Annotated in this window: 21 protein-coding genes; 13 read left to right on the top strand and 8 right to left on the bottom strand. The window is 49.9% G+C overall.

What is annotated here, in order from left to right:
* Positions 1-73: 73 nt before the first annotated feature.
* The gene (locus tag GWK09_RS06460) at positions 74-1,075 is read left to right on the top strand and encodes an NAD(P)H-dependent glycerol-3-phosphate dehydrogenase (RefSeq protein ID WP_163692169.1); all 1,002 of its coding nucleotides are present in this window, start codon (positions 74-76) and stop codon (positions 1,073-1,075) included.
* Between the two features lie 8 nt (positions 1,076-1,083).
* Here GWK09_RS06460 and GWK09_RS06455 read toward each other — a convergent pair whose 3' ends face one another.
* The 3 genes from GWK09_RS06455 to GWK09_RS06445 all read right to left on the bottom strand — a co-directional run bounded on the left by GWK09_RS06455 (position 1,084) and on the right by GWK09_RS06445 (position 3,508).
* Positions 1,084-2,754, bottom strand: coding sequence for a glycerol-3-phosphate dehydrogenase/oxidase (locus tag GWK09_RS06455; RefSeq protein WP_163692168.1), 1,671 nt, complete (start codon positions 2,752-2,754; stop codon positions 1,084-1,086).
* An 80-nt stretch (positions 2,755-2,834) separates the two neighbouring features.
* Positions 2,835-3,155, bottom strand: a complete 321-nt coding sequence (locus GWK09_RS06450) for an antibiotic biosynthesis monooxygenase family protein (protein WP_163692167.1) — start codon at positions 3,153-3,155, stop codon at positions 2,835-2,837.
* Complete coding sequence (locus tag GWK09_RS06445) at positions 3,152-3,508, bottom strand: hypothetical protein (RefSeq protein WP_163692166.1); 357 nt, start codon at positions 3,506-3,508, stop codon at positions 3,152-3,154. Before GWK09_RS06445 ends, GWK09_RS06450 begins: the two co-directional genes overlap by 4 nt.
* A 90-nt stretch (positions 3,509-3,598) precedes the next feature.
* Here GWK09_RS06445 and GWK09_RS06440 point away from each other — a divergent pair, with 90 nt between their 5' ends.
* The 6 genes from GWK09_RS06440 to GWK09_RS06415 all read left to right on the top strand — a co-directional run bounded on the left by GWK09_RS06440 (position 3,599) and on the right by GWK09_RS06415 (position 8,237).
* The gene (locus GWK09_RS06440) at positions 3,599-4,108 is read left to right on the top strand and encodes a CvpA family protein (RefSeq protein WP_163692165.1); all 510 of its coding nucleotides are present in this window, start codon (positions 3,599-3,601) and stop codon (positions 4,106-4,108) included.
* Between the two features lie 191 nt (positions 4,109-4,299).
* Complete coding sequence (locus GWK09_RS06435) at positions 4,300-4,776, top strand: CAP domain-containing protein (protein WP_163692164.1); 477 nt, start codon at positions 4,300-4,302, stop codon at positions 4,774-4,776.
* 76 nt (positions 4,777-4,852) lie between these two features.
* On the top strand, positions 4,853-5,398 hold the full coding sequence (locus GWK09_RS06430; RefSeq protein ID WP_163692163.1) for a 3-hydroxyanthranilate 3,4-dioxygenase: 546 nt from the start codon (positions 4,853-4,855) through the stop codon (positions 5,396-5,398).
* 9 nt (positions 5,399-5,407) lie between these two features.
* A complete protein-coding gene (locus GWK09_RS06425) occupies positions 5,408-5,767 on the top strand; it encodes a DUF1304 domain-containing protein (protein WP_163692162.1) in 360 nt (119 codons plus the stop codon).
* 102 nt (positions 5,768-5,869) lie between these two features.
* Positions 5,870-7,423, top strand: coding sequence for an L-piperidine-6-carboxylate dehydrogenase (gene amaB / locus GWK09_RS06420; protein WP_163692161.1), 1,554 nt, complete (start codon positions 5,870-5,872; stop codon positions 7,421-7,423).
* A 289-nt stretch (positions 7,424-7,712) separates the two neighbouring features.
* Complete coding sequence (locus GWK09_RS06415; protein ID WP_163692160.1) at positions 7,713-8,237, top strand: hypothetical protein; 525 nt, start codon at positions 7,713-7,715, stop codon at positions 8,235-8,237.
* Positions 8,238-8,266: 29 nt separating this feature from the next.
* Here the strand turns inward: GWK09_RS06415 and GWK09_RS06410 are convergent, their stop codons facing one another.
* Positions 8,267-9,262 carry an acyl-ACP desaturase gene (locus tag GWK09_RS06410; protein ID WP_163692159.1) on the bottom strand — a complete coding sequence of 332 codons (996 nt, stop codon included), beginning with the start codon at positions 9,260-9,262 and terminating at the stop codon, positions 8,267-8,269.
* 64 nt (positions 9,263-9,326) lie between these two features.
* Entirely contained in the window at positions 9,327-10,052 is a 726-nt protein-coding gene (locus tag GWK09_RS06405) for a metallophosphoesterase family protein (protein WP_163692158.1), read from the bottom strand.
* 159 nt (positions 10,053-10,211) lie between these two features.
* Here GWK09_RS06405 and GWK09_RS06400 point away from each other — a divergent pair, with 159 nt between their 5' ends.
* On the top strand, positions 10,212-11,168 hold the full coding sequence (locus GWK09_RS06400) for a carbohydrate kinase family protein (protein ID WP_163692157.1): 957 nt from the start codon (positions 10,212-10,214) through the stop codon (positions 11,166-11,168).
* On the top strand, positions 11,165-13,105 hold the full coding sequence (locus GWK09_RS06395; RefSeq protein WP_163692156.1) for an alpha-amylase family protein: 1,941 nt from the start codon (positions 11,165-11,167) through the stop codon (positions 13,103-13,105). Before GWK09_RS06400 ends, GWK09_RS06395 begins: the two co-directional genes overlap by 4 nt.
* Here the strand turns inward: GWK09_RS06395 and GWK09_RS06390 are convergent.
* Genes GWK09_RS06390 through GWK09_RS06380 form a run of 3 tightly spaced genes read right to left on the bottom strand, consistent with a single transcriptional unit; the run spans position 13,102 to position 15,886 of the window.
* Positions 13,102-14,238, bottom strand: a complete 1,137-nt coding sequence (locus GWK09_RS06390) for an ATP-binding protein (RefSeq protein WP_163692155.1) — start codon at positions 14,236-14,238, stop codon at positions 13,102-13,104. The genes GWK09_RS06395 and GWK09_RS06390 overlap by 4 nt on opposite strands.
* On the bottom strand, positions 14,235-14,999 hold the full coding sequence (locus GWK09_RS06385) for an SDR family NAD(P)-dependent oxidoreductase (protein ID WP_163692528.1): 765 nt from the start codon (positions 14,997-14,999) through the stop codon (positions 14,235-14,237). Before GWK09_RS06385 ends, GWK09_RS06390 begins: the two co-directional genes overlap by 4 nt.
* Before the next feature lie 11 nt (positions 15,000-15,010).
* Entirely contained in the window at positions 15,011-15,886 is an 876-nt protein-coding gene (locus GWK09_RS06380; protein WP_163692154.1) for an aldo/keto reductase, read from the bottom strand.
* A gap of 156 nt (positions 15,887-16,042) precedes the next feature.
* Between GWK09_RS06380 and GWK09_RS06375 the strand changes: the two genes are divergently transcribed.
* From GWK09_RS06375 to GWK09_RS06360, 4 genes are all read left to right on the top strand, one after another.
* The gene (locus GWK09_RS06375) at positions 16,043-17,044 is read left to right on the top strand and encodes an AAA family ATPase (protein WP_163692153.1); all 1,002 of its coding nucleotides are present in this window, start codon (positions 16,043-16,045) and stop codon (positions 17,042-17,044) included.
* Between the two features lie 63 nt (positions 17,045-17,107).
* Positions 17,108-17,974 (top strand): DUF58 domain-containing protein, encoded by an 867-nt coding sequence (locus tag GWK09_RS06370; protein WP_163692152.1) that lies wholly within the window; start codon positions 17,108-17,110, stop codon positions 17,972-17,974.
* Between the two features lie 10 nt (positions 17,975-17,984).
* Entirely contained in the window at positions 17,985-19,634 is a 1,650-nt protein-coding gene (locus GWK09_RS06365; protein ID WP_163692151.1) for a BatD family protein, read from the top strand.
* Positions 19,635-20,633, top strand: coding sequence for a vWA domain-containing protein (locus tag GWK09_RS06360; protein WP_163692150.1), 999 nt, complete (start codon positions 19,635-19,637; stop codon positions 20,631-20,633). It begins immediately after the preceding gene.

The raw sequence follows: 20,633 nt of genomic DNA, 5'->3' as shown, positions 1-20,633 counted from the left end.
TTTTAAATATCTGATTTACTGATATTTACATACTATTTGATTTTAATTACTTTTAATCCCCAAAGAAGGGAATATGAAAAAGCAAGTGCGATTTGCCGTTCTGGGAGGAGGCAGCTGGGCGACGGCCCTGGTGAAAATGCTGACAAAAAATCTTCCGAAGGTAACCTGGTATATGAGGAATTCTGAGGCCATCGAATTCATAAAGACCAACAAACACAATCCGAACTACCTCACCTCGGTAGAATTCAGGTTGTCCCAGCTCAACCTTACGGACAATATCGACGTAGCCGTGAAAGCCGCGGACGTACTTATCTTTGCTATCCCATCGGCCTTTTTGGAAAGCGAATTGCAAAAACTCAGCATTCCGCTGAAGGACAAGATCATCTTTAGCGCCATCAAGGGGATCGTGCCGGAAAGCGGCAAGATCGTGGGAGAGCATTTCCACGATGCATACGACATCCCATTAAAAAATATCGGTGTGATCACCGGACCATGCCATGCAGAGGAAGTGGCCTTAGACCGGCTCTCTTACCTCACGGTAGCCTCTGCAGACAAGGACAAGGCTAAACTGGTAGCCTCCAAACTGGGCAGCGAGTCTATCAAAACCAAGATCTCAGATGATATCATCGGCACGGAATACGCCGCCATGCTGAAGAACATTTACGCCCTGGCAGCAGGGATCGCGCACGGTTTGGGTTATGGGGACAATTTTCAGAGCGTGCTGATGAGCAACGCGATCCGGGAGATGAAAAGGTATATCAAGAGGGTGCATAAGATGAAGCGTAACATCAACAATTCTGCCTATCTGGGCGACCTGCTGGTGACCGGCTATTCCACCTTCAGCCGGAACCGGATGTTCGGCAATATGATCGGAAAAGGCTATACCGTAAAGAGTGCTATGATGGAAATGAACATGGTGGCCGAGGGGTATTATGCGACCAAAAGCGCCTATGAGCAAAAGAATTCTTTCAAGAACAAGGTCCGCACCCCCATCATAGATACGGTCTACCGCATCCTCTACCAGAACGAAAGCGCCCGAAAGAACTTTAAGGCACTTGCGGATCGTATGGACTAAGGTGAAGCTTATTTATCCTTGTCGAGGGTGAAGCTTGAATGGGTTTTCAATTCGGCTTCCAGTTCCTCCTTCCAAACGGCTGTGGCCTTTTTGTCGGCCTTAAAGGTCCTGCCCAATTCCCCGATAACGGCATCCATGTGATCCCTTACGCTCTGGATGTCAAAATAAAGCCGCCCGGTTCGCCTGACAAAGAAGTCGAGGGGCGACTGAACCATTTCCCTGGCAACGGTGAATCCGAGTTCTGACAGGATCATTCTTTGGTGTATGTCCTTTTCTTTCCGCTTTTCATAGAGCTCTAGGATCTCCTCGGTCTGTTTTCCGTAATTGGTGACCAGGTACCAGGCGTCGTATTTCGAGAAACCATCCGGTTGGATTCGGCTATGGACCTGTTCGATGTATTTTTTTACCTCCTTGTATTTTTTAAAGTCATTGCCGCAGAGGGGGATGGTATCCGTCTTGCACTCGGGCCATTTCTTGTCTTCCTCCTCTTCCATTTTTTTGGCGATCCTGTTCACTACCCGCTCGGCCATCTTTCGGTACCCCGTAAGTTTCCCCCCGGCTATGCTTATGAGTCCGCTGTCCGAAGTGAAGATCTCATCCTTCCTGGAGAGTTCCGAGGCAGATTTCCCCTCTTCATGGATAAGGGGGCGAAGACCTGCCCAGGAAGATTCAATGTCTTTCATCTCCAGTTCGATCTCAGGGAACATATTGTTTACGGCGGCGATCAGGTAAATGGCATCGGCAAGGTCGGTTTCCACCTGGTCCTTGTCCGAGTTGTAGTTGGTGTCTGTGGTCCCCACGTAGGTGATCTTTCCCCTGGGAATGGCGAAGATCATCCGGCCATCGGGCACATCGAAATACACGGATTGCTTTACAGGCAGCTTTTTGTGAGGAAAGACCAGGTGCACCCCTTTTGTGAGGTGGAGGCGTTTCCCTTTCTTGCTGTGGTTGATACTCCGCAGGTCGTCCACCCAGGGACCGGCCGCATTGATCACGTATTTGGCCTTCACCGGGAAGGTATCTCCGCTTAGGACATCCGTAAACTTTACCCCGCAGACCATATCCTCTTTGTAGAGGAATTCGGTGACCTCTGCGTAGTTGAGCGCCTTCGCCCCGAACTCCAGGCTGGTCTTGATGTTCTCCAGGGTGAGTCGGGCATCATCCGTACGGTATTCTGCGTAATACCCGGCACCTTTTACCTTTTTCTTGGGTAGCAGGGGTTCCAGGGCCAGAGCCTCTTTCTTCTCCAGCATCTTCCTCTTGTCATCCCCGCTTACCTGTGCCAGGATATCGTATACTTTGAGTCCGACGGAAGTCAGCCATTTCCCATAGGACCCTCCATCGATAAGGGGCAGCAACATTTTCTCCGGAAGGACCAGGTGGGGTGCCAGTTTGTGAACTATGGCGCGTTCGGAACCCACTTCCTTGACCAGCCAGAAGTCGAACTGCTTCAGATAACGCAGCCCCCCGTGTATGAGTTTAGTGGATTTACTGCTGGTTCCAGAGGCAAAATCCCCTTTTTCCAGGAGGAGCACCTTCATCCCTCTCGAGGCAGCGTCGAGGGCAATTCCCCCTCCGGTAATCCCTCCGCCTATGACGATAAGGTCGAAAGTAGTTTTGGCGATCTCTGCCGTGGTCTTCTTTCTGTTGAGGTTTGAAAAGAATGGGGTGGTCGACATAAAATTAATTTCATTGGATTAATCCTCTCGAAAATAAGGGTACACGTCCGTAAGACAAAATCGGCCGGATTAAGATTACGTTATTCCTGAGGGTCCCGATTAAACCCGTATTCCCTTTCCACCCTGCAGATCCTCAGGGTGTAATGTTCGTACCATTTTTCCCTTCCAGTTCGCTGGGCTTCGAGGTGCTGGGCGTTTTCCTTCCATCGGGCAATGTCGTCCAGGCTCTTCCAGTAGCTCACGCTTATGCCGATCTCACTTCTGGCAGTTTCAAAGCCGAGGAAACCCGGTTGTACCCTGGCCAGAGCTTCCATCCTATCTGCCATTTCCGCATAGCCCAGATCACCTTCAGCCCGCACGGTGGTAAAGATGACGGCGTAATAAGGAGTAAAGCCTTTCATGACAAATAGTCTTTCTCGAGAAAATAGGATACGATGGCCTCTTTCATCAGTACGGATTGTTCTCCGGGTTTCAGGGGAGGGAGGGCCTCTTTTGTTTTGTAATGTGGCCATCCCTCCTCATCGAAATACTCAAATTCGTAGTAGCCGTAAGGTTCGAGTAGCCTGCAGATGGCGATATGCATGAGGTTGATCTTTTCGTCCTTTTTATAAGTGCGGTGGTACTGTCCGAGTTCCTGTACCCCGATCAGGTAAATGATGGCGTCCAGTTCAAGGGGGTCCCCGTCCGAGAATTGAGAGGATAGTTTATCCACCAACGCTTCCCATCGATTCTTAAGCACTTCGTCCCTGGCCATGTGATCCCGGATTTTATCAGGCTCTTCAACCTTTGTTTACGGGGTTAAAGGTACAAATCAATGTCCTATATTTGTACAAACCGCCAACCAGTGAATTTTATCGACATCGTTTTGGGCCTGTTGTTGTTGTACGGCCTCTTCAAAGGTGTAAAAAATGGCCTCGTCGTGGAGATCGCCTCCATTCTTGCCCTGGTGGCGGGCCTTTATGGGGCAATCCATTTTTCGTATATCGTCGGCAACTACCTGGCCTCCCATTTTAACTGGAATGAGAGGGTCATGAGCCTGACCTCCTTTATCATCACCTTTTTAATCATTGTCTCCCTGGTGATACTGGCTGCGAGGTTGCTCACCAAGATAGCCGAGATTGCCATGCTTGGCCTGCTCAACAAGATCGCCGGCGGGGTCTTCGGCACCCTCAAAGTCGCCATCATCCTCGGTGCCCTTCTCGTATTCTTCGAAAGCGTGAACAAGAATTTGGGGCTCATCAACGATGATGTGAAAGAGGAATCAGCCCTTTACGAACCTATACGGAATCTTGGGAACCTGGTCTTTAGCAAGGTGATCAGGAAAGATACCGAAGATGAGGAATCATCGTATTGAACGCTCCTGACCTCTATTCAATTCCCTCTTCATAATTCGGGTTTGCCAAGGAAGCCGATTTGTGCATTTCATCGAATTTTCCGGACGAATAAACCCAAACTTCGAACCTTTTTAGTATACTTACCCTCTTCTTTTACCGAAAGGAGGAAAAGCCCCCAACTTCTTCCCTACCTGCTTGCGAGGAACACTATATGAGAAGAAGTTTGCCTGTTTTTTTCTGGGCGATAGTCCTGTTGTTTGGGGTATCCTGTTCTAAGGAATCCCTGGATGAACCTGTTATCCCCGTAGCTTTGAATGCGGTGGAAGTGGAACAGGAGCTGCTATATATCGTCAACGAACACAGGGTGTCATTGGGTGCGCAACCTTTACAGTTCAGCGAACTGGCCTATGACTACGCCAACCAGCATACTGATTATATGGTGGCCAAAGGCACTATCAGCCATGATAATTTCAGTGCCCGGGCTTCCAAAATAGCTGCCGAGGCCAATGCCAAGGAGATCGCCGAAAACGTGGCCATGGATTACCCAACCGCCGCTGCCGCCTTTCAGGGATGGTTACAAAGCCCGAATCACAAGGGTACGATGGAGGCTGATTACACCTTCACTGCCATCAGTGTGAAAAGAGGTTCGGATGGAACCCTATTCTACACCCAGATCTTCTACAAGTAACCCTACATTTGAGTCCCTTTTTCGTATTTTTGAGCATAGCCGGCAGAATGCCTGCTCTTAATCTCACATTAAAAATATGTCCATCAGACCCCCATTTAACCTCAACCAGTGGATAGAGGAAAACAGGGACTCCTTAAAACCCCCCGTTGGAAATAAGAACCTCTATAAAGACGCCGGCGACTATATTGTGATGGTCGTCGCGGGCCCAAACGCAAGGAAAGACTATCATTATAACGAGACCGAGGAACTCTTCTACCAGCTGGAAGGCAACATCGAAGTGCACATACAGGAAGACGGAAAGAAAAAAACGATGAACCTCGGTCCGGGGGACATGTACCTGCATCCCGCAGGGGTGCCTCATTCGCCGTTTCGGCATAAAGGTTCAATCGGACTGGTCATTGAACGCAAACGGGCAGACCTCGGAGGTAAGGACGGCTTGCTTTGGTTCTGTGATAACTGCAACCACAAACTCTACGAGGCCTACTTCACTCTGGAGGACATTGAAAAGGATTTTCTTCATCACTTCGAGCGTTTCTACGGCTCTGAGGATTTTCGCACCTGTTCCCAATGTGGGCATGTGATGGAATCAGATCCGAGGTTTGTCGCGAACGATCAGGAATAACATCGTATTATGAGGGTAGCCATAGAAATTTTGATCGGACTTATCGCATTCATGCACCTCTACTTCCTGTGGCTCGAAATGTTTGCCTGGACCAGCAAAGGGCCGAAGGTCTTTAGAGGATTCCCCCGGGAACTCTTTGAACCCACAAAGGTCCTTGCGGCCAACCAGGGGCTATACAATGGTTTTCTTTCAGCAGGGTTGATCTGGACCTTTTTTATTGAGGATCACATGTGGAAGATTTACATCTCCATTTTTTTTCTAAGCTGTGTGCTGCTTGCCGGTATATTCGGGGCAGTTACGGCCTCCAAAAAGATCTTCTTCATCCAGGGGTTACCAGCCCTGATCGCTCTGGTCCTTCTGCACCTTTAGGAAGTACACGCAGCCCGAACTGTATCCCGGGTAGCATTCCAAGAGGGTAATTATTCGTAGCTTTGCACGACAACGAACTATTCAATTCAAAACACTCAAATTATGGCAACTGCAATGGTTGATTCCGGAATACAAAACACATTGAAAGCTCTCAGAATAAAAGAACTCAACGAAGGCTCTTCTACGGGCACGAAGTTCTTTTCCTCGGGGGAGGTTATAGATTCTCATTCCCCTGTAGACGGTACACTGATCGCCCGGGTCAGATCCACCACGAAAGAAGACTACGAAAGGATCATGGAGAGGGCCTCTGAAGCCTTTGAAGTGTGGCGTTTGAAGCCCGCACCCCAAAGAGGGGAGATCGTCCGCCAGTTCGGGCAGCGATTGAGGGAACTCAAGGAACCCCTCGGAAAACTCGTATCCTATGAAATGGGCAAATCCTATCAGGAAGGTCTTGGGGAAGTACAGGAAATGATAGATATCTGTGATTTTGCCGTGGGACTCTCCCGCCAGCTGCACGGTCTTACCATGCACTCCGAAAGGCCCGGTCACAGAATGTATGAACAATACCACCCTCTTGGAGTGGTGGGGATCATTTCCGCCTTCAACTTCCCGGTGGCCGTTTGGGCCTGGAACACAGCACTCGCTTGGGTATGCGGGGATGTGTGTGTCTGGAAGCCTTCCGAGAAGACTCCCCTGTGCGGAATTGCCTGCCAGCATATCATCGCCGATGTCCTGAAAGAAAACAGTCTGCCTGAAGGTATTTCCTGCCTGATAAACGGGGACTACAGGGTAGGGGAATTCATGACACATGATAAGCGCATCCCCCTGGTCTCAGCTACAGGGTCTATCCGTATGGGTAAGATCGTGGCCCAGGCCGTGGCCGGCAGGTTAGGCAAATCCCTTCTTGAACTGGGCGGGAACAACGCCATCATCGTCACTCCCAAGGCGGATATAAAGATGACCGTGATCGGAGCTGTTTTCGGGGCCGTAGGTACGGCGGGGCAGCGGTGCACTTCCACCAGAAGGCTGATCGTGCACGAATCCGTCTACGACAAGGTAAAAGAAGCCCTCATAGCAGCTTACGGCCAGTTGCGGATAGGCAATCCTCTCGATGAAACCAACCACGTCGGGCCGCTGATCGACCGGGATGCGGTTAAAATGTATAAGGAAGCCCTCGAGCAGGTGGTTGCCCAGGGAGGAAAGATCCTCGTGGAAGGCGGTGTGCTTGAAGGCGAGGGATACGAGAGCGGGTGTTATGTAAAACCTGCCATAGCAGAGGCCAAGAACACCTTTGAGATCGTACAGCATGAGACCTTCGCCCCCATTCTCTATCTGATCCCCTATTCAGGAGAGGTCGAAAATGCCATTGCCCTTCAGAATGGTGTGGTACAGGGACTTTCATCAGCCATTATGACCGGAGACCTCAGGGAGGCCGAAAAATTCCTTTCCGCCGCCGGAAGTGACTGTGGGATCGCCAATGTCAATATCGGGACCTCAGGAGCCGAGATAGGAGGCGCATTCGGAGGGGAGAAGGAAACCGGTGGAGGACGGGAATCTGGTTCCGATGCCTGGAAGATCTATATGAGAAGGCAGACCAACACCATCAATTACACCACAGAGCTGCCCCTGGCACAAGGGATCAAATTCGATCTGTAAGATCGCATACTCCTTTACCGAGGATAAAACCTAAGCCATACCTGCATCCCGGGTATGGCTTTTTTTAATATCTTGTAGGAAGAATTCACTAACCATTACAAGTATGTCCAGAAAAACCACGAATATCCTCGGGTTTATCATAACCCTCCTCGCAGGTATCTACTTCTTTGTCATGTATTGCGGCCAGTGTTCATGAATTTGTCATCCCCTTATACAATTGAGTTCAAAAGAGCTCCTTGTCAGAGGTTAGTCGAATCTCAAAAAACAACAACGAAATAAAACACTTCCCATGGAATTAGAATATATGAATATCTGGTGCTGGCTTATCCCTTTAAGCGTGGGCCTCATTTGTGGATTTTTTGGTTACCTCATCGGCAGGGGCGCCAACCCTACGGTAGACTATAAATCTCAGATAAAGCAGCTTACGCAGGAAAAGGAAAAGGCCCGGGTGGAGCTCGAAAAGTGCAAGCACAAACTGGCCGCGGGGTCTTCACTTAACCACGATGACTACCAGAGCTTTGATGCCGACGAAGCCCGTAAGATCATGGGCAAGGCGGTAAAACTCAATGACCTTACCTTAATTGAAGGGATCGGCCCCAAGATCAGGAGCCTCTTCCACAATTACGAGATCAAGACCTGGAGAAACCTTGCAGAAACCTCGGTAGACAAATGCCAGGAAGTGCTGGATTCCGGAGGAGACCGCTACAAGGTGCACGACCCCTCCTCCTGGCCAATGCAGGCCAAAATGGCAGCAGAGGGCAAGTGGAAGGAACTCGCCAAATGGCAAAAAGAACACAAGCACGGTAAGTTGTAAAGGAAAGAATTCTTCCCCGAAGCTGCTCTTTATAAGAGCCCGTTGGCCTGAACCCAGGCAAACTTGTAACGCTCGTCCGGGAACCTCATGCGCGAAGCGATCCTTTCCAGTCTTTCGGGAAGTTTCATCAGATATTCCCTGGCTTTCTCCGCTTCTTCAGTAAGCCCTCTCAATGACCCAATATCCCAGTAATTGTTGAGTTTGGACAGGATTTCGACATAGTCGTTTGCGGTGTAGACCCCGAGTCTCTGGGCACAGATTGAGAAATTTTCGAAAGCCTCCCCTATGGCTCCTCCGGACTCCCTCAGGAAATGAGCCGGCATGACGATCTTCTTTTTCATCATCTCAGCAAAAGCGAGGACCATCCCGTTGGGATCGTATTCCAGGATAGACTTTACGAATTCTCGATACGCCAAATGATGACGCATTTCGTCTCCGGCGATAATACTGCACATCTTACCCAATAAAAGATTTCCTTTTTTCTTGGCCATCTGGCCGACGCGCTTATGGGAAATGTTGGTAGCCAGTTCCTGAAATGTGGTATAGATAAAATTTTTATAGGGGTCCCGGTCCGTTCCAATATCAAAACCGTCGGCGATGAGATGCTGGGTGGAAATCTCGACCTGTCTCATATCTACCCTTCCTGAGAGATACAGGTATTTGTTAAGGACATCGCCGTGTCTGTTCTCCTCTGCCGTCCAGGCGCGCACCCAACGGGTCCAACCGTTTTTGTTCTCTCCGTGCTGGTTGATCCCCTCTACATCCATCAGCCAGGATTCATAGGTGGGCAGGGCCTCTTCGGTTATCGTATCGGCTACGAGGGTGACCCAGAAGTCGTATTCGAGTTCCTTGGCTTCTTCCCTGAGCTCTTCAACCGCATCAAAAAATCCCTCGGATCTGGAATCCGGCAGGAAGTCGGTAGGCTGCCAGATCTCATCTGGCGGGATCAGATAGGATTCCATAAATCCTGAGATCTCAGGCTCTAAGGTTTCCATAACTTCCAATCGAACATTCTTTATCATCACGGGATACTTTTCCTTCAAAGGACGGTAAAATAAGATGGAACACTTACTAAAGAATTGCCAAAATTCAGTTTCTCCCTTTCTCCCACGGATAAAAAGAGCAAACGGGGTCACTTTGCCAGAATTCCTTGGTATCGGCATCCAGGACGGAAAGGGGTCCCTTATAGGCAGCTGCGGTATCGATATTCCACACGTTGGCTGCCCGGTGAGGGGTAGACTTGCCGATCTTGCTCAAAGGGGTATGCCCTATGAATATCTCAGCGTAGTGGAGAAGTCTCTTTGGATAGTAAATACTGTCTTTTGGGATGGAAGGATCGAGGGAGAGGGCGAGTTCCCATAAGGTACGGTCCCAATAGAATGTCTTCGTAAAATATTCGAATTCCACCCCTTTCAGGTTGGTAAATCCGGCGTGGAGGAAGAGTCGGTTTGCCGAATCCAGGTGATAGTTGCGAAGGGCTTTGTAAAACGAAATATGAGCCTGCTTGATCTCTTTTCCCGCCTTTTCGTAGGAATCGATGGTGGCCTGTCCTCCGTTCTCGAGCCAGAGGGGATTGTGCTCCCCGGTCTCGAGCCAGCGATAACAGAGTTCGTCATGGTTTCCCCTGAGGAATACACACCTGTACTTCTGCTGCAATTCCAGGAGGTACTCCACGGTTTCGACGGCTTCGCTCCACCCGTCGACGTAATCCCCCAAAAAAATAAGCAGGTCGTCCTGCCTTATCCCTGCCCTCTCGAGCACCTGTGGAAGGGCCTTGCCCCCTGCGTGAATGTCCCCTACGACCAAAGTTCTCATGGTGCAAAATTCGCAATTTATCGCGGTTAGCCCCCATGGCAGGGCGAAAAATATTTTGGACAGAATGCGCAATCCCCGATGAGATTATGTTTTAGGAAGTTTAAAATCCGCTTATTATTTCCTATACTTGATCCTCATAAAAGTTGACAGGTTCTTCAAATGCTATCCAAAAAGATTTATTGTATCGGTGAGCTTCTCATTGATTTTGTAGCGGAAAATCAGGGAGCCGACCTAACCAAGGCCTCCCTCTTCACCAAGAAGGCCGGAGGGGCTCCTGCCAACGTCGCCTGTGCCATCTCCAAATTAGAAGGAAAAAGTGCCTTTATAGGCTGCGTGGGCGAGGATCCATTTGGAACGTACCTTATCAAAACCCTGGAAGCCTGTGATGTAGACCTCTCCCTCCTTCAAAGATCGGATACCTTTACTACACTTGCTTTTGTTTCCCTGGCCGAGAACGGGGAGCGGGATTTTGTATTCTCCAGGGGAGCCGACCGGGAACTTACCTATGATTCCTCTGTCAAGGACAACTTCCGCGACCAGATGGTTCACCTGGGAGCAGCCACCGCACTGCTTGGAGGCCCGTTGGAAAAAACCTATGGACATTACCTGTTTGATGCCATCACGGAGAATGCCTTTATCAGTTTCGATCCGAACTTTCGCGCCGATTTGTGGCACGGGGCCGAAGACCTCTTTATAAAAAAGTGTATGCCCTATATTGAAAAATCACACCTCTGCAAATTCAGTTTGGAAGAGGCCAGGATGTTATCCGGGAAATCCGATCTGGTAGAGGCGAGTAAGGCACTGCACGAAATGGGCACGGGGATCATTGCCATTACCCTGGGCTCTGAAGGAACATGGATAAGTACGAACCAAACCCATCGCACCATCCCCAGTATCCCGGTGGAACCGGTAGATACCACCGGGGCGGGGGATGCCTTTATCGGCTGCTTGTTGCAGCAGATCAGTGAGCTGTCTTCGCATTCACACCTCCTTGAAAATGATGAACTCCTTATGGAAATGGTCCTCACCGCCAATAAGGCCGGGGCTATTACCACTACGGGGTACGGCGCTATCGATTCCCTTCCGGATAAAAATCAACTGAACAATCTCCCATGAACCAAACGGCCCTCCACAAAAAGCTGGCCTCAAAGGAATTGCGGGATCTTCAGAATGTTCATCCCCTGTCGCTTTTTAAAAAACGCCTGGAAACCAACCTCCCTTTGATCCAGGGTCTCTTCCGAACACTGTATCCGGAGACGGAACACGACTTATACAGGAAAAAGTTGCCCGGATTGCTCGAGAAACTGTTCGAGAAAAGGCCTGAAGAATTAAGACTCCGTGACCTGCAGTTGCTGAAAGCAGGAGACTGGCACCAATCCCATAAGATCACGGGGATGCAACTCTACGTGGATCTCTTCAACGACAACCTCAAAGGCGTGCAGGAAAAGATCCCGTATTTTGAGGAACTGGGGGTGAACTTCCTTCACCTGATGCCCATCACCAAAAGGCCAAAGGGAGAGAATGACGGCGGATATGCCGTCAACAGCTACACGGCGGTAGATCCCAGGTACGGAAACAAGAAATCCCTCCTCGAACTCACCGCTAAATTAAGGGAGCACGGGATGTACCTCATGCTCGACTTCGTGGTGAATCACACCTCCGATGAATACCCCTGGGCTAAAAAAGCCCTCAGTGGAGATACCACCTATCAGAACTTTTACTATATGTATCCGGACAGGACTGTGCCCGACGCCTTCGAGGCCACCCTCCCTGAAGTATTTCCCTCAACTTCCCCGGGGAATTTTACCTACAGGCCGGAGATATCCAAATGGGTGATGACAGTTTTTAATTCCTATCAGTGGGACTTGAATTACACCAATCCCAGGGTATTCACAGAAATGCTGACCAACCTGGTGGATATGGTGAACAGCGGAGTAGATGTCGTTCGCTTCGATGCCCTGGCTTTTCTGTGGAAGAAAATAGGCACCATCTCCCAGAACCTGCCGGAAGCTCACAAACTCATCTCCCTTTTCAGGATGTGCCTGCAGGTAATTGCCCCGGGGGTGGTGTTCCTCGCAGAGGCCATTGTATCTCCCCATGACATCGTCAAGTATTTCGGGGAAGGGGACCTGGAAGGGAATGAATGCGAAATCGCCTACAATGCCTCTCTCATGTCCCTTCTCTGGAACTCAATCGCTACAAAGAAGACTCTGCTCCTGCAGAAATCCCTGAAAAGTGTACCCAAGAAGCCGGACACTGCCACCTGGATCAATTACCTGCGCTGCCATGACGATATTGGCCTGGGTCTGGATGACGGCTACATCGCCCAATTGGGACTCGACCCCTGGATGCACCGGAGTTTTCTGATCAATTATTACTGCCAGGGGCTTGAATGGAGCCCGGCCATGGGGTACAAGTTCATGGAAAATCCGGCTACGGGAGACAGCCGCATCACGGGAAGTTGCGCCTCCCTCCTGGGGCTTGAAAAAGCGATGCGAAACAGTGATCCCGAAGGCGTGGAGATTTCCCTGAAGAAGATACTGATGTTGCATGGCATCATCCTCTCTTTTGGGGGTATTCCCCTGATTTACGCAGGGGATGAACTCGGGTCCCTCAATGATTATTCGTACCTGGAAGATCCACACAAGCGAAATGACAGCCGATGGGTAAACCGCCCCAGACACAACTGGGAAGCCGTTTCCCAACTGAAGGATCAGGAAAGACCCTCGTCCAGGATATTTGCAGGCATTAAGAAGATGATCGCCCTCAGGAAAAAGAAGGGCGTATTCGCGGACCATAACAACCTGGAAATCCACGACCCTGCAAATCCCCACCTTTTCGTATACGAACGCACGGGCAAGGAAGGTAGAGGCGTGCTCGTGATCACAAACTTCGATGAACATCCCCAGCTTCTCGATACCCATTTGCTCCACCGCCTGGGATACCTCAGGGATGGGAACCTGAAAGATCTCCTTCGGGAAGGAGATTGGAAGCTTTCAAGCGGACTCGTAGAGGTACAACCCTACGAACTTATTTGGCTTACTAAACCTTAACTGTACCTCACCTTCCTGAGGATCCTTTGGGATTCCTTCAGGTTGTTGTACGTCTCACGGTCCCTGGTTTTCACAAGCTCCTTGAGGGTCTCCATATGGTCCTTTGCCTCTTCGAAGCCGTTCAGATAGCACAAAAGATAGGTGGCCGGTGCCAGTTTAAGGTCGGCCGTGTCTGCCTTGTTGAGCCTGAGGTTCTTTTGGAGTTTTTGTAACAGAGTGTTATTGGTGTTTAAGATGTGGTAGAGTGTCTTCCGGTCGTAGCGAGGGGGCTCAAAGATCAATTCGCTCTGTATCTGATAGGTTCCGTTGTCCTGGAAGGTGATCGCCACCTCTTCGAGGGGGTAATAGCGCTTTTCCTTGCCGAGGCCCAAATGTACGTATTCGGTGATGGCAAAGGTTTCTTCCGTGATCACGATGGTGATCTCATCCAGCGCTGAGTAGAAGAGTTTTACCTGCTCGTTGATCAATTCGATGTCTACCCTGGAATAATAGGTTTGATCCTTGACCACCTTTTTGTTTCCGGCCCAGCAGATCACAAATTGTTCCTTAAACACCTTGTAGCTGCTGCTGAGGTCCTTGTGGCGGTGGTTGATAAAATCGATCACCCCGTCCAGGGTAAGTTCAATGTTGTTCCGGGCGTGCTGTTCTATGGTGGAGACCATGTCCGAATTGAGGTCCTTGAGTTCGATGTCAAAAGCCTTGGGCATGCTGATACTCCCCTCGCGAAAAAAGACCGCACCCCCGTAGTACTTCCAGATGTTCTTCCTCAGGGCACAGACCTTGCCGTTCGATTTGATGGTCACAAGTCCTACTACCTTTCCTTCGGGGAGATGTGGAAAGGGGATATTTTCATAGGAGATCAATGGGGGGTTGTCCAGGTAGGCATTGACCAGGTTCTGGATCTTGCTGTCGTCGAAAAAATCGACTCCTACGATCTTGTTATCCTCATCCTCAACCCCTATGACAATAAAAGAATGGTTTCTGGGATTGCTGTTGGCCAGGGCACAGACGTGCTTTAAAAACTTCGCCTTCCCTTCCCTCTGCCCAATGTCTATGAACCGCTTCTTGTCGTAAAAGCTATTCTCGTCATTGTGGGCCAACAGGTTCTTTACCAGAAGGCGTTTATTGATCATGCTTCTTTCTTCACAATCGTACTGCTCGCCTGGGCGGTGGGCATCACCACAAGGTCAGCAATATTCACATGGTAGGGTCGGGTGATCACAAAGTAGATGATATCTGCGATGTCCTCGGGTTTTAGTGGCTGGTATCCCTTGTAGACCTTCTTTGCCCTCTCGAGGTCGCCCTTGAACCTCACCTCGCTGAATTCGGTTTCCACCAGGCCGGGATTTACGGCACCCACCCGTATCCCGTACTCGTTCAGGTCGAGCCTCATCCCCTGGTTGATCGCATCCACCGCATGTTTACTCGCGCAATACACGTTCCCGTTAGGATACACTTCCTTTCCAGCCGTGGAACCGATATTGATAATATGACCGCTCTTTCGGGAGATCATCCCAGGGAGGATCGCTTTTGATACATAGAGCAATCCCTTTACGTTGATATCGATCATCGCATCCCAGTCGGCCAGATCCCCTTTTTGAATAGGATCCAGTCCGTGCGCATTGCCCGCGTTGTTCACCAGGATGTCTATATCTGCAAATTCCTTGGGAAGGGACTGAACAGCATCGGCTACCACGTCCTTGTCCCGTACGTCGAAATTCAGGGTATGTACTTCTGTAATCCCTCCCAATTCCTTCCGGAGGGCGTTGAGTTGGGCCTGCCTCCTCCCGCAAATTACCAGGGAGATACCGTGGGACGCAAAAACCTCGGCGGTGGCCTTTCCAATGCCACTGGTCGCCCCTGTAATAAATGCTATTTTCCTTTTCTTGTTCATCATACCTGCCTTTAGGGAACCTCATGCCCCTGTGAGGCCTGAAGCAAAATAAACCAGTCTTCGAGGTCCAGGGATATCTCTACTGCTCGCAGGGAATCGGTTATTCTGCCGGCGTTGGAAGTCCCGATCACGGGATAGATCTTTGCCGGATGCTTCATCAGCCAGGCGAGGATCAACTGGTCTTCAGAGGCCGAATACCTTACCTTCATGGGCTGTAGTGCCTCCCTGATCCTTTTGGTCTTATGATTGTCCTCACGGAAATAAGAGCCCAGGGGAGACCAGGCCATGGCCATCCTCTTGTTCGCGATACAATCATCCAGGGTCCCGTCATACATGACCCCTTCAGCAGTCAGGGAACATTCCACCTGGTTGGACTCCACGGGTATTGCAGTTTCCAGCATGGCGATCTGGGAAGGGGTGAAATTGGAAACTCCGAAAGAGCGTATCTTTCCACTTTTCAGAAGTTGTTCAACGGCCCTTGCGATAGGTTCGGGGTCCATAAGCGGACTGGGTCTGTGGAGAAGAAGCAGGTCTACGTAGTCTGTGCAGAGTTTCTCCAGGGATCGCTCGGCAGACCAGATGATGTATTCCTCTGAATACTCATAATGTTTTACCTTATTGTCCCTGGCTTTGGTCAGATACTGTATCCCGCATTTGGTGATCAGCTGTATGTCTTCCCTTGGGATTTTGCTGAAAGCGTAGGCATTGCCGAACTCTTCCTCATTGCCGTAACCCCCGTAGATATCCGCATGATCAAAGGTCGTCACGCCAGTTTCAAGACAATGGTTCATCAGGGTGATCATCTCCTGCTTGGAGAGTTTCTTTCCCCATGCTCCCCAGGTCATAGTTCCGGCTATGATCCTGGAGAAATTTGCTAGTGTTTTCATAGGCAGGTGAAATTACTAAAAATCCCTTAAAAACATCATAAAACTTGGGGTTCCCGCAATTTTTAACCAATCGTTAACAGGCTGTAAATGAATAAATTTTGAATTTGCAAAGCCTTTCAACCAAGGGATAAATAAACAACTGATAAAAATCAATGTATGGAAGAGAATAACACGGTAGATATAAGTGCGGTAAATGAGAAGATTGCCAGGGAAAGCGCATTTATAGACCTGCTGATGATGGAGATGAACAAGGTCATCGTAGGACAAAAGCGGATGACGGAACGGTTGCTGATAGGCCTTTTGGGACAGGGTCATATCCTGTTGGAAGGGGTACCCGGACTGGCCAAGACCCTGGCGATTAACACCCTGGCCAAAGCGGTCAAAGGAAGTTTCAGCCGAATACAGTTCACTCCTGATCTGCTCCCGGCCGATGTGGTTGGTACACTGATCTACAATATCAAAGCGAATGATTTCTCTATCAAGAAGGGACCCATCTTCGCCAATTTTGTCCTTGCAGATGAGATCAACCGGGCTCCGGCCAAAGTACAATCTGCCTTGCTGGAAGCCATGCAGGAACGGCAGGTGACTATAGGGGACGAGACCTTTCCCCTGGATCCCCCTTTCCTGGTAATGGCTACTCAAAACCCCATAGAACAGGAAGGAACCTACCCCCTGCCGGAAGCTCAGATAGACCGGTTTATGCTCAAGACCGTCATCGACTATCCCAAGATGACAGAGGAGCAGCTAATCATCCGTCAAAACCTCAACGGGGCATACGAAACGGTAAAACCGGTGGTAAGTCTCAAACAGATCCTGGACGCACAGAAGGCTGTGAGGGAGGTGTATATGGATGAGAAGATCGAAAAATATATCCTGGACCTGGTCTTCGCCACCCGGTACCCGGAAAAATATGACCTGGAGAACCTCAAGCCGCTGATCAGCTTCGGGGCATCCCCCAGAGGTAGTATCAACCTTGCCATAGCGGCCAAATGTTATGCCTTCATCAAGAGAAGGGGATATGTGGTCCCGGAGGACGTCAGGGCCGTCATCCATGACGTACTGCGGCACCGAATAGGGATCACCTACGAGGCAGAAGCAGAGAGCATTACTTCTGAAGAGATCATCAATCGCATCGTAAACGAGATTGAAGTACCCTAACAGTTCAAGGCGTAAATTTCGTTCAAAGCCTGCTTTTGAACCCTCCTGCTCAAACTTGAACCTATGGATACCAAGGAATTACTGAAGAAAGTTCGGAAGATCGAGATCAAGACCCGTCGGTTGTCTGATCATATTTTCGGAGGAGAGTACCACTCCACCTTCAAGGGGCGTGGGATGACCTTCAGTGAGGTCCGCCAATACCAGTACGGGGATGACGTGAGGTCGATCGACTGGAACGTGACTGCCCGGTATAACGAACCTTTTGTCAAGGTCTTCGAGGAGGAGCGTGAACTCACCCTGATGCTCCTAATCGACGTGAGTGGGTCCGAGCATTTCGGTACTGTGAACCAGTTCAAGAAAGAGGTGATCACGGAGATCTCGGCCACCCTGGCCTTTTCTGCCCTGCAGAATAATGACAAAGTTGGCATGATCATGTTCTCGGACGAGGTGGAATTGTTCATCCCGCCTAAAAAAGGGAAAAGCCATGTGCTTCGAATCATTCGCGAATTGCTGGAATTTCACCCCAAAAGCAAAAAAACCGACCTCAGTGAGGCCCTGAAATACCTCTCGAATGTCATGAAGAAAAGGGCCATCGTATTCGTCCTTTCAGACTTTCTGATGGAGGAGTACGAACACACCCTCAAGATCGTGGGGAACAAGCACGATGTAACGGGGATCCGCGTGTACGATCCGAAGGAAGAACACATGATCAACCTCGGGATGGTACAGATGCAGGACGCCGAATCGGGGGAATTCCACCTGGTGAATACCTCATCCAAACAGGTAAGAAGGGCCTACGAGGCCCATTACAGGGAGAGGGTGGATTATTTCAGGAACGCATTTACCAAGTCGGGTGCGGGAATCCTGCAATGCAGGGTGGATGAGAGTTATGTAAAAAAATTACTGGGATATTTTAAGCAACGCGCTTGATATTATGAAAATGTGCAACCCTACAGAGAATAGATTTTCAGGCCTCGGCAGATGGGCAGGGACCCTGGTATTGCTATTGGGACTCACATTTTCCTCCCTGGCCCAGCAGGGGCCGAAGGTCTCTACTTCTGTAGATACCACTGCGATCAAGATTGGTGAACAGATCCGGTTCACGGTCACCGTGGAAGCCGATTCGACCTCCAGTGTGATTTTCCCAGAAGGACAGACCTTCTCTCCCCTGGAGACCGTGGAAGCTTTCAAGACAGACACCACGCGCCAATTAGACAGGATGACGCTGCAAAAGATCTATGCCCTGACACAGTTCGATTCCGGGAACTACCTCCTTCCCACCCAAAGGATAGAGATAGACGGTAAAGGATATTTTACGGATTCCCTGAGGATTTCGGTAACCTCCATAGAGGTGGATACGGTCTCCAAGGAATTCTACGATATCAAACCCCTCATTCCGGTGGAAAAGAACACCGCCTCTATTCCCTTTTATGTATGGGTCATTCTGGGCTCCCTGCTGTTACTCGCTGTGTTGCTGTGGTATATCTTAAGGCGCAAGCCGCTGAGTCAGGAAGAGGAAGAGGCCCTACTTCCGCCATACGACCGCGCCTTGCTCGAACTCAAACGCCTGGAAAATTCCAAATATATTATACAGGAAGAATACAAGAAATACTATTCCGAATTAACCGAGATCGTCCGGTCCTACCTGGAGGAGGATGTACATATTTCGGCCCTGGAAAGTACCACCGATCAGCTCATAGCCAAGCTGGAATTGATGAAGGATGCGGGTGAGCTCAAGATCGAAGATGAGACGATCCGGCAATTCAAGCGGATCCTGGACACGGCCGACCTGGTGAAGTTCGCGCGTTCAAAACCGGAATCCTCCCGGGCTGAGGAAGACCGCAAGGCCATAGAACAGATCGTGATCAAGACCAAGGAGGCCATCCCTGAGCCCACTGAGGAAGAATTGATGGAACAGGCTGCGTATAAAGAAGAGCAGAAGAAAAGAAAACAACGAAGGCGAAAGGTACAGATAGCCCTGGCCACAGCAGCCGTGATCGTTCTGGGATTGATCGCCACGGTATTTTACTACGGGCTGGACAATGTCCGGAACAACCTCATTTTCCGATCTTCCAAAGACATGCTTGAAGGCGAATGGGTATCCAGCTCATACGGCTATCCCCCTGTGGAACTCGCAGCCCCTGACGTCCTGATACGGCAGGAGGTGGAGATCAGTCCTGAGGAAAAGGACGTTGTCCGGGACAAGCAGGTATTTTCCTTTTATAATCCAGACAACCTGCTGGGCGTGGGAACTTCCTCTATATTGTTGGCAGAACCTAAGGAACCGGATTACCAGAAAAGCATCGATCAGATCCTGAAAGGATTTGTGGACAAGGGCGCGAGAAATATCATCACCAAACAGGAGGAATTCAGTTCCGCCTCAGGGGTGCCCGGTATAAAGGTTTTCGGCAGTGCGATCTATCAGGATGAGAGTGGAGGAGAACGGATCAGGGGTAAATACGCCATTATCCTCTTCGGGGGAAAAGGTTTCCAACAGCAGGTAGTCCTTTCCTGGGAGGAAGGAGATCCCTATGCCGAAGAGATCATGGACCGTATCATCAATTCTATTGACGTAAAAATACAGGTATAGATGTTTGAGAACATACAATTTGCAAATCCACAGTTCTTCTGGTTGCTCCTGGGGCTACCGGTGGCCGCGCTCTGGTATTTTTTCAAACGCAAGGAACAAACGGCTGCCTTAAGGATGCCCAGTTTGAAGGGTTTCCCCAAGAATGATTGGCTCCCGCGTTTGAAACCTGTATTGTTTGCATTTCGGCTGATAGCCCTGGCGTGTATCATCACGGCCATGGCCAGGCCACAGATCAGGGAGGTATCTACCCGAACCAAAACCACCAGGGGTATCGACATCGTCATGGCGATAGACGTATCCTCCAGTATGCTCGCAAGAGATCTCAGGCCTAACCGCCTTGCGGCTCTGAAAGAGGTGGCATCCAAGTTTATAGAGGAAAGACCCAACGATCGTATCGGGCTGGTGGCCTATGCGGGGGAAAGCTATACCAAGACCCCGATCACCAGTGACAAGGGGATTGTGCTCAATGCCCTCAGTGAGATCACCTATGGCCAGCTGGCAGACGGCACAGCCATCGGAATGGGGCTGGCCACTGCGGTAAACCGCTTGAAGGACAGCAAGGCGACCAGCAAGGTGATCATCCTGCTTACCGACGGAGTAAACAACTCCGGGTTTATAGAACCCGAAACGGCTTCCAATCTGGCCGTTGAATTCGGGATAAAAACCTATACCATAGGCCTGGGCACCAATGGGAATGCCCTTTCACCCATCGCCTATAATGCGGATGGAACCTTTCGCTATGGGATGAGGGAGGTGGAGATCGATGAGGCCCTGCTGCAAAAGATTGCCGAGGTTACCGGGGGCCAGTACTTCAGGGCGACCAACAACCAAAAGCTGGAGGCTATCTACGATGAGATCAACAAATTGGAAAAAACCGAAATAGAAGAATTCAGATATTATAATTACGAAGAAAAATTCAGACCCTGGATCCTCCTTGCCGGTGTGCTCCTGCTTTCTGAGTGGCTCTTCAGAACCACCGTATTTAAAAGTTTTGTGTAA

It is taken from the genome of Muriicola jejuensis (genome assembly GCF_010671595.1).
GTDB lineage: Bacteria > Bacteroidota > Bacteroidia > Flavobacteriales > Flavobacteriaceae > Muriicola > Muriicola jejuensis.
Note: the sequence above shows the minus strand (reverse complement) of the source record. Positions and strands in the feature narration are given on the sequence as shown.

Coding starts and splice junctions, on each gene's coding strand:
- GWK09_RS06460 (WP_163692169.1), top strand. CDS start 74: ATGAAAAAGCAAGTGCGATTTGCCGTTCTGGGAGGAGGCAGCTGGGCG.
- GWK09_RS06455 (WP_163692168.1), bottom strand. CDS start 2,754: ATGTCGACCACCCCATTCTTTTCAAACCTCAACAGAAAGAAGACCACG.
- GWK09_RS06450 (WP_163692167.1), bottom strand. CDS start 3,155: ATGAAAGGCTTTACTCCTTATTACGCCGTCATCTTTACCACCGTGCGG.
- GWK09_RS06445 (WP_163692166.1), bottom strand. CDS start 3,508: ATGGCCAGGGACGAAGTGCTTAAGAATCGATGGGAAGCGTTGGTGGAT.
- GWK09_RS06435 (WP_163692164.1), top strand. CDS start 4,300: ATGAGAAGAAGTTTGCCTGTTTTTTTCTGGGCGATAGTCCTGTTGTTT.
- GWK09_RS06430 (WP_163692163.1), top strand. CDS start 4,853: ATGTCCATCAGACCCCCATTTAACCTCAACCAGTGGATAGAGGAAAAC.
- GWK09_RS06425 (WP_163692162.1), top strand. CDS start 5,408: ATGAGGGTAGCCATAGAAATTTTGATCGGACTTATCGCATTCATGCAC.
- amaB (WP_163692161.1), top strand. CDS start 5,870: ATGGCAACTGCAATGGTTGATTCCGGAATACAAAACACATTGAAAGCT.
- GWK09_RS06415 (WP_163692160.1), top strand. CDS start 7,713: ATGGAATTAGAATATATGAATATCTGGTGCTGGCTTATCCCTTTAAGC.
- GWK09_RS06405 (WP_163692158.1), bottom strand. CDS start 10,052: ATGAGAACTTTGGTCGTAGGGGACATTCACGCAGGGGGCAAGGCCCTT.
- GWK09_RS06400 (WP_163692157.1), top strand. CDS start 10,212: ATGCTATCCAAAAAGATTTATTGTATCGGTGAGCTTCTCATTGATTTT.
- GWK09_RS06395 (WP_163692156.1), top strand. CDS start 11,165: ATGAACCAAACGGCCCTCCACAAAAAGCTGGCCTCAAAGGAATTGCGG.
- GWK09_RS06390 (WP_163692155.1), bottom strand. CDS start 14,238: ATGATCAATAAACGCCTTCTGGTAAAGAACCTGTTGGCCCACAATGAC.
- GWK09_RS06385 (WP_163692528.1), bottom strand. CDS start 14,999: ATGAACAAGAAAAGGAAAATAGCATTTATTACAGGGGCGACCAGTGGC.
- GWK09_RS06380 (WP_163692154.1), bottom strand. CDS start 15,886: ATGAAAACACTAGCAAATTTCTCCAGGATCATAGCCGGAACTATGACC.
- GWK09_RS06375 (WP_163692153.1), top strand. CDS start 16,043: ATGGAAGAGAATAACACGGTAGATATAAGTGCGGTAAATGAGAAGATT.
- GWK09_RS06370 (WP_163692152.1), top strand. CDS start 17,108: ATGGATACCAAGGAATTACTGAAGAAAGTTCGGAAGATCGAGATCAAG.
- GWK09_RS06365 (WP_163692151.1), top strand. CDS start 17,985: ATGTGCAACCCTACAGAGAATAGATTTTCAGGCCTCGGCAGATGGGCA.
- GWK09_RS06360 (WP_163692150.1), top strand. CDS start 19,635: ATGTTTGAGAACATACAATTTGCAAATCCACAGTTCTTCTGGTTGCTC.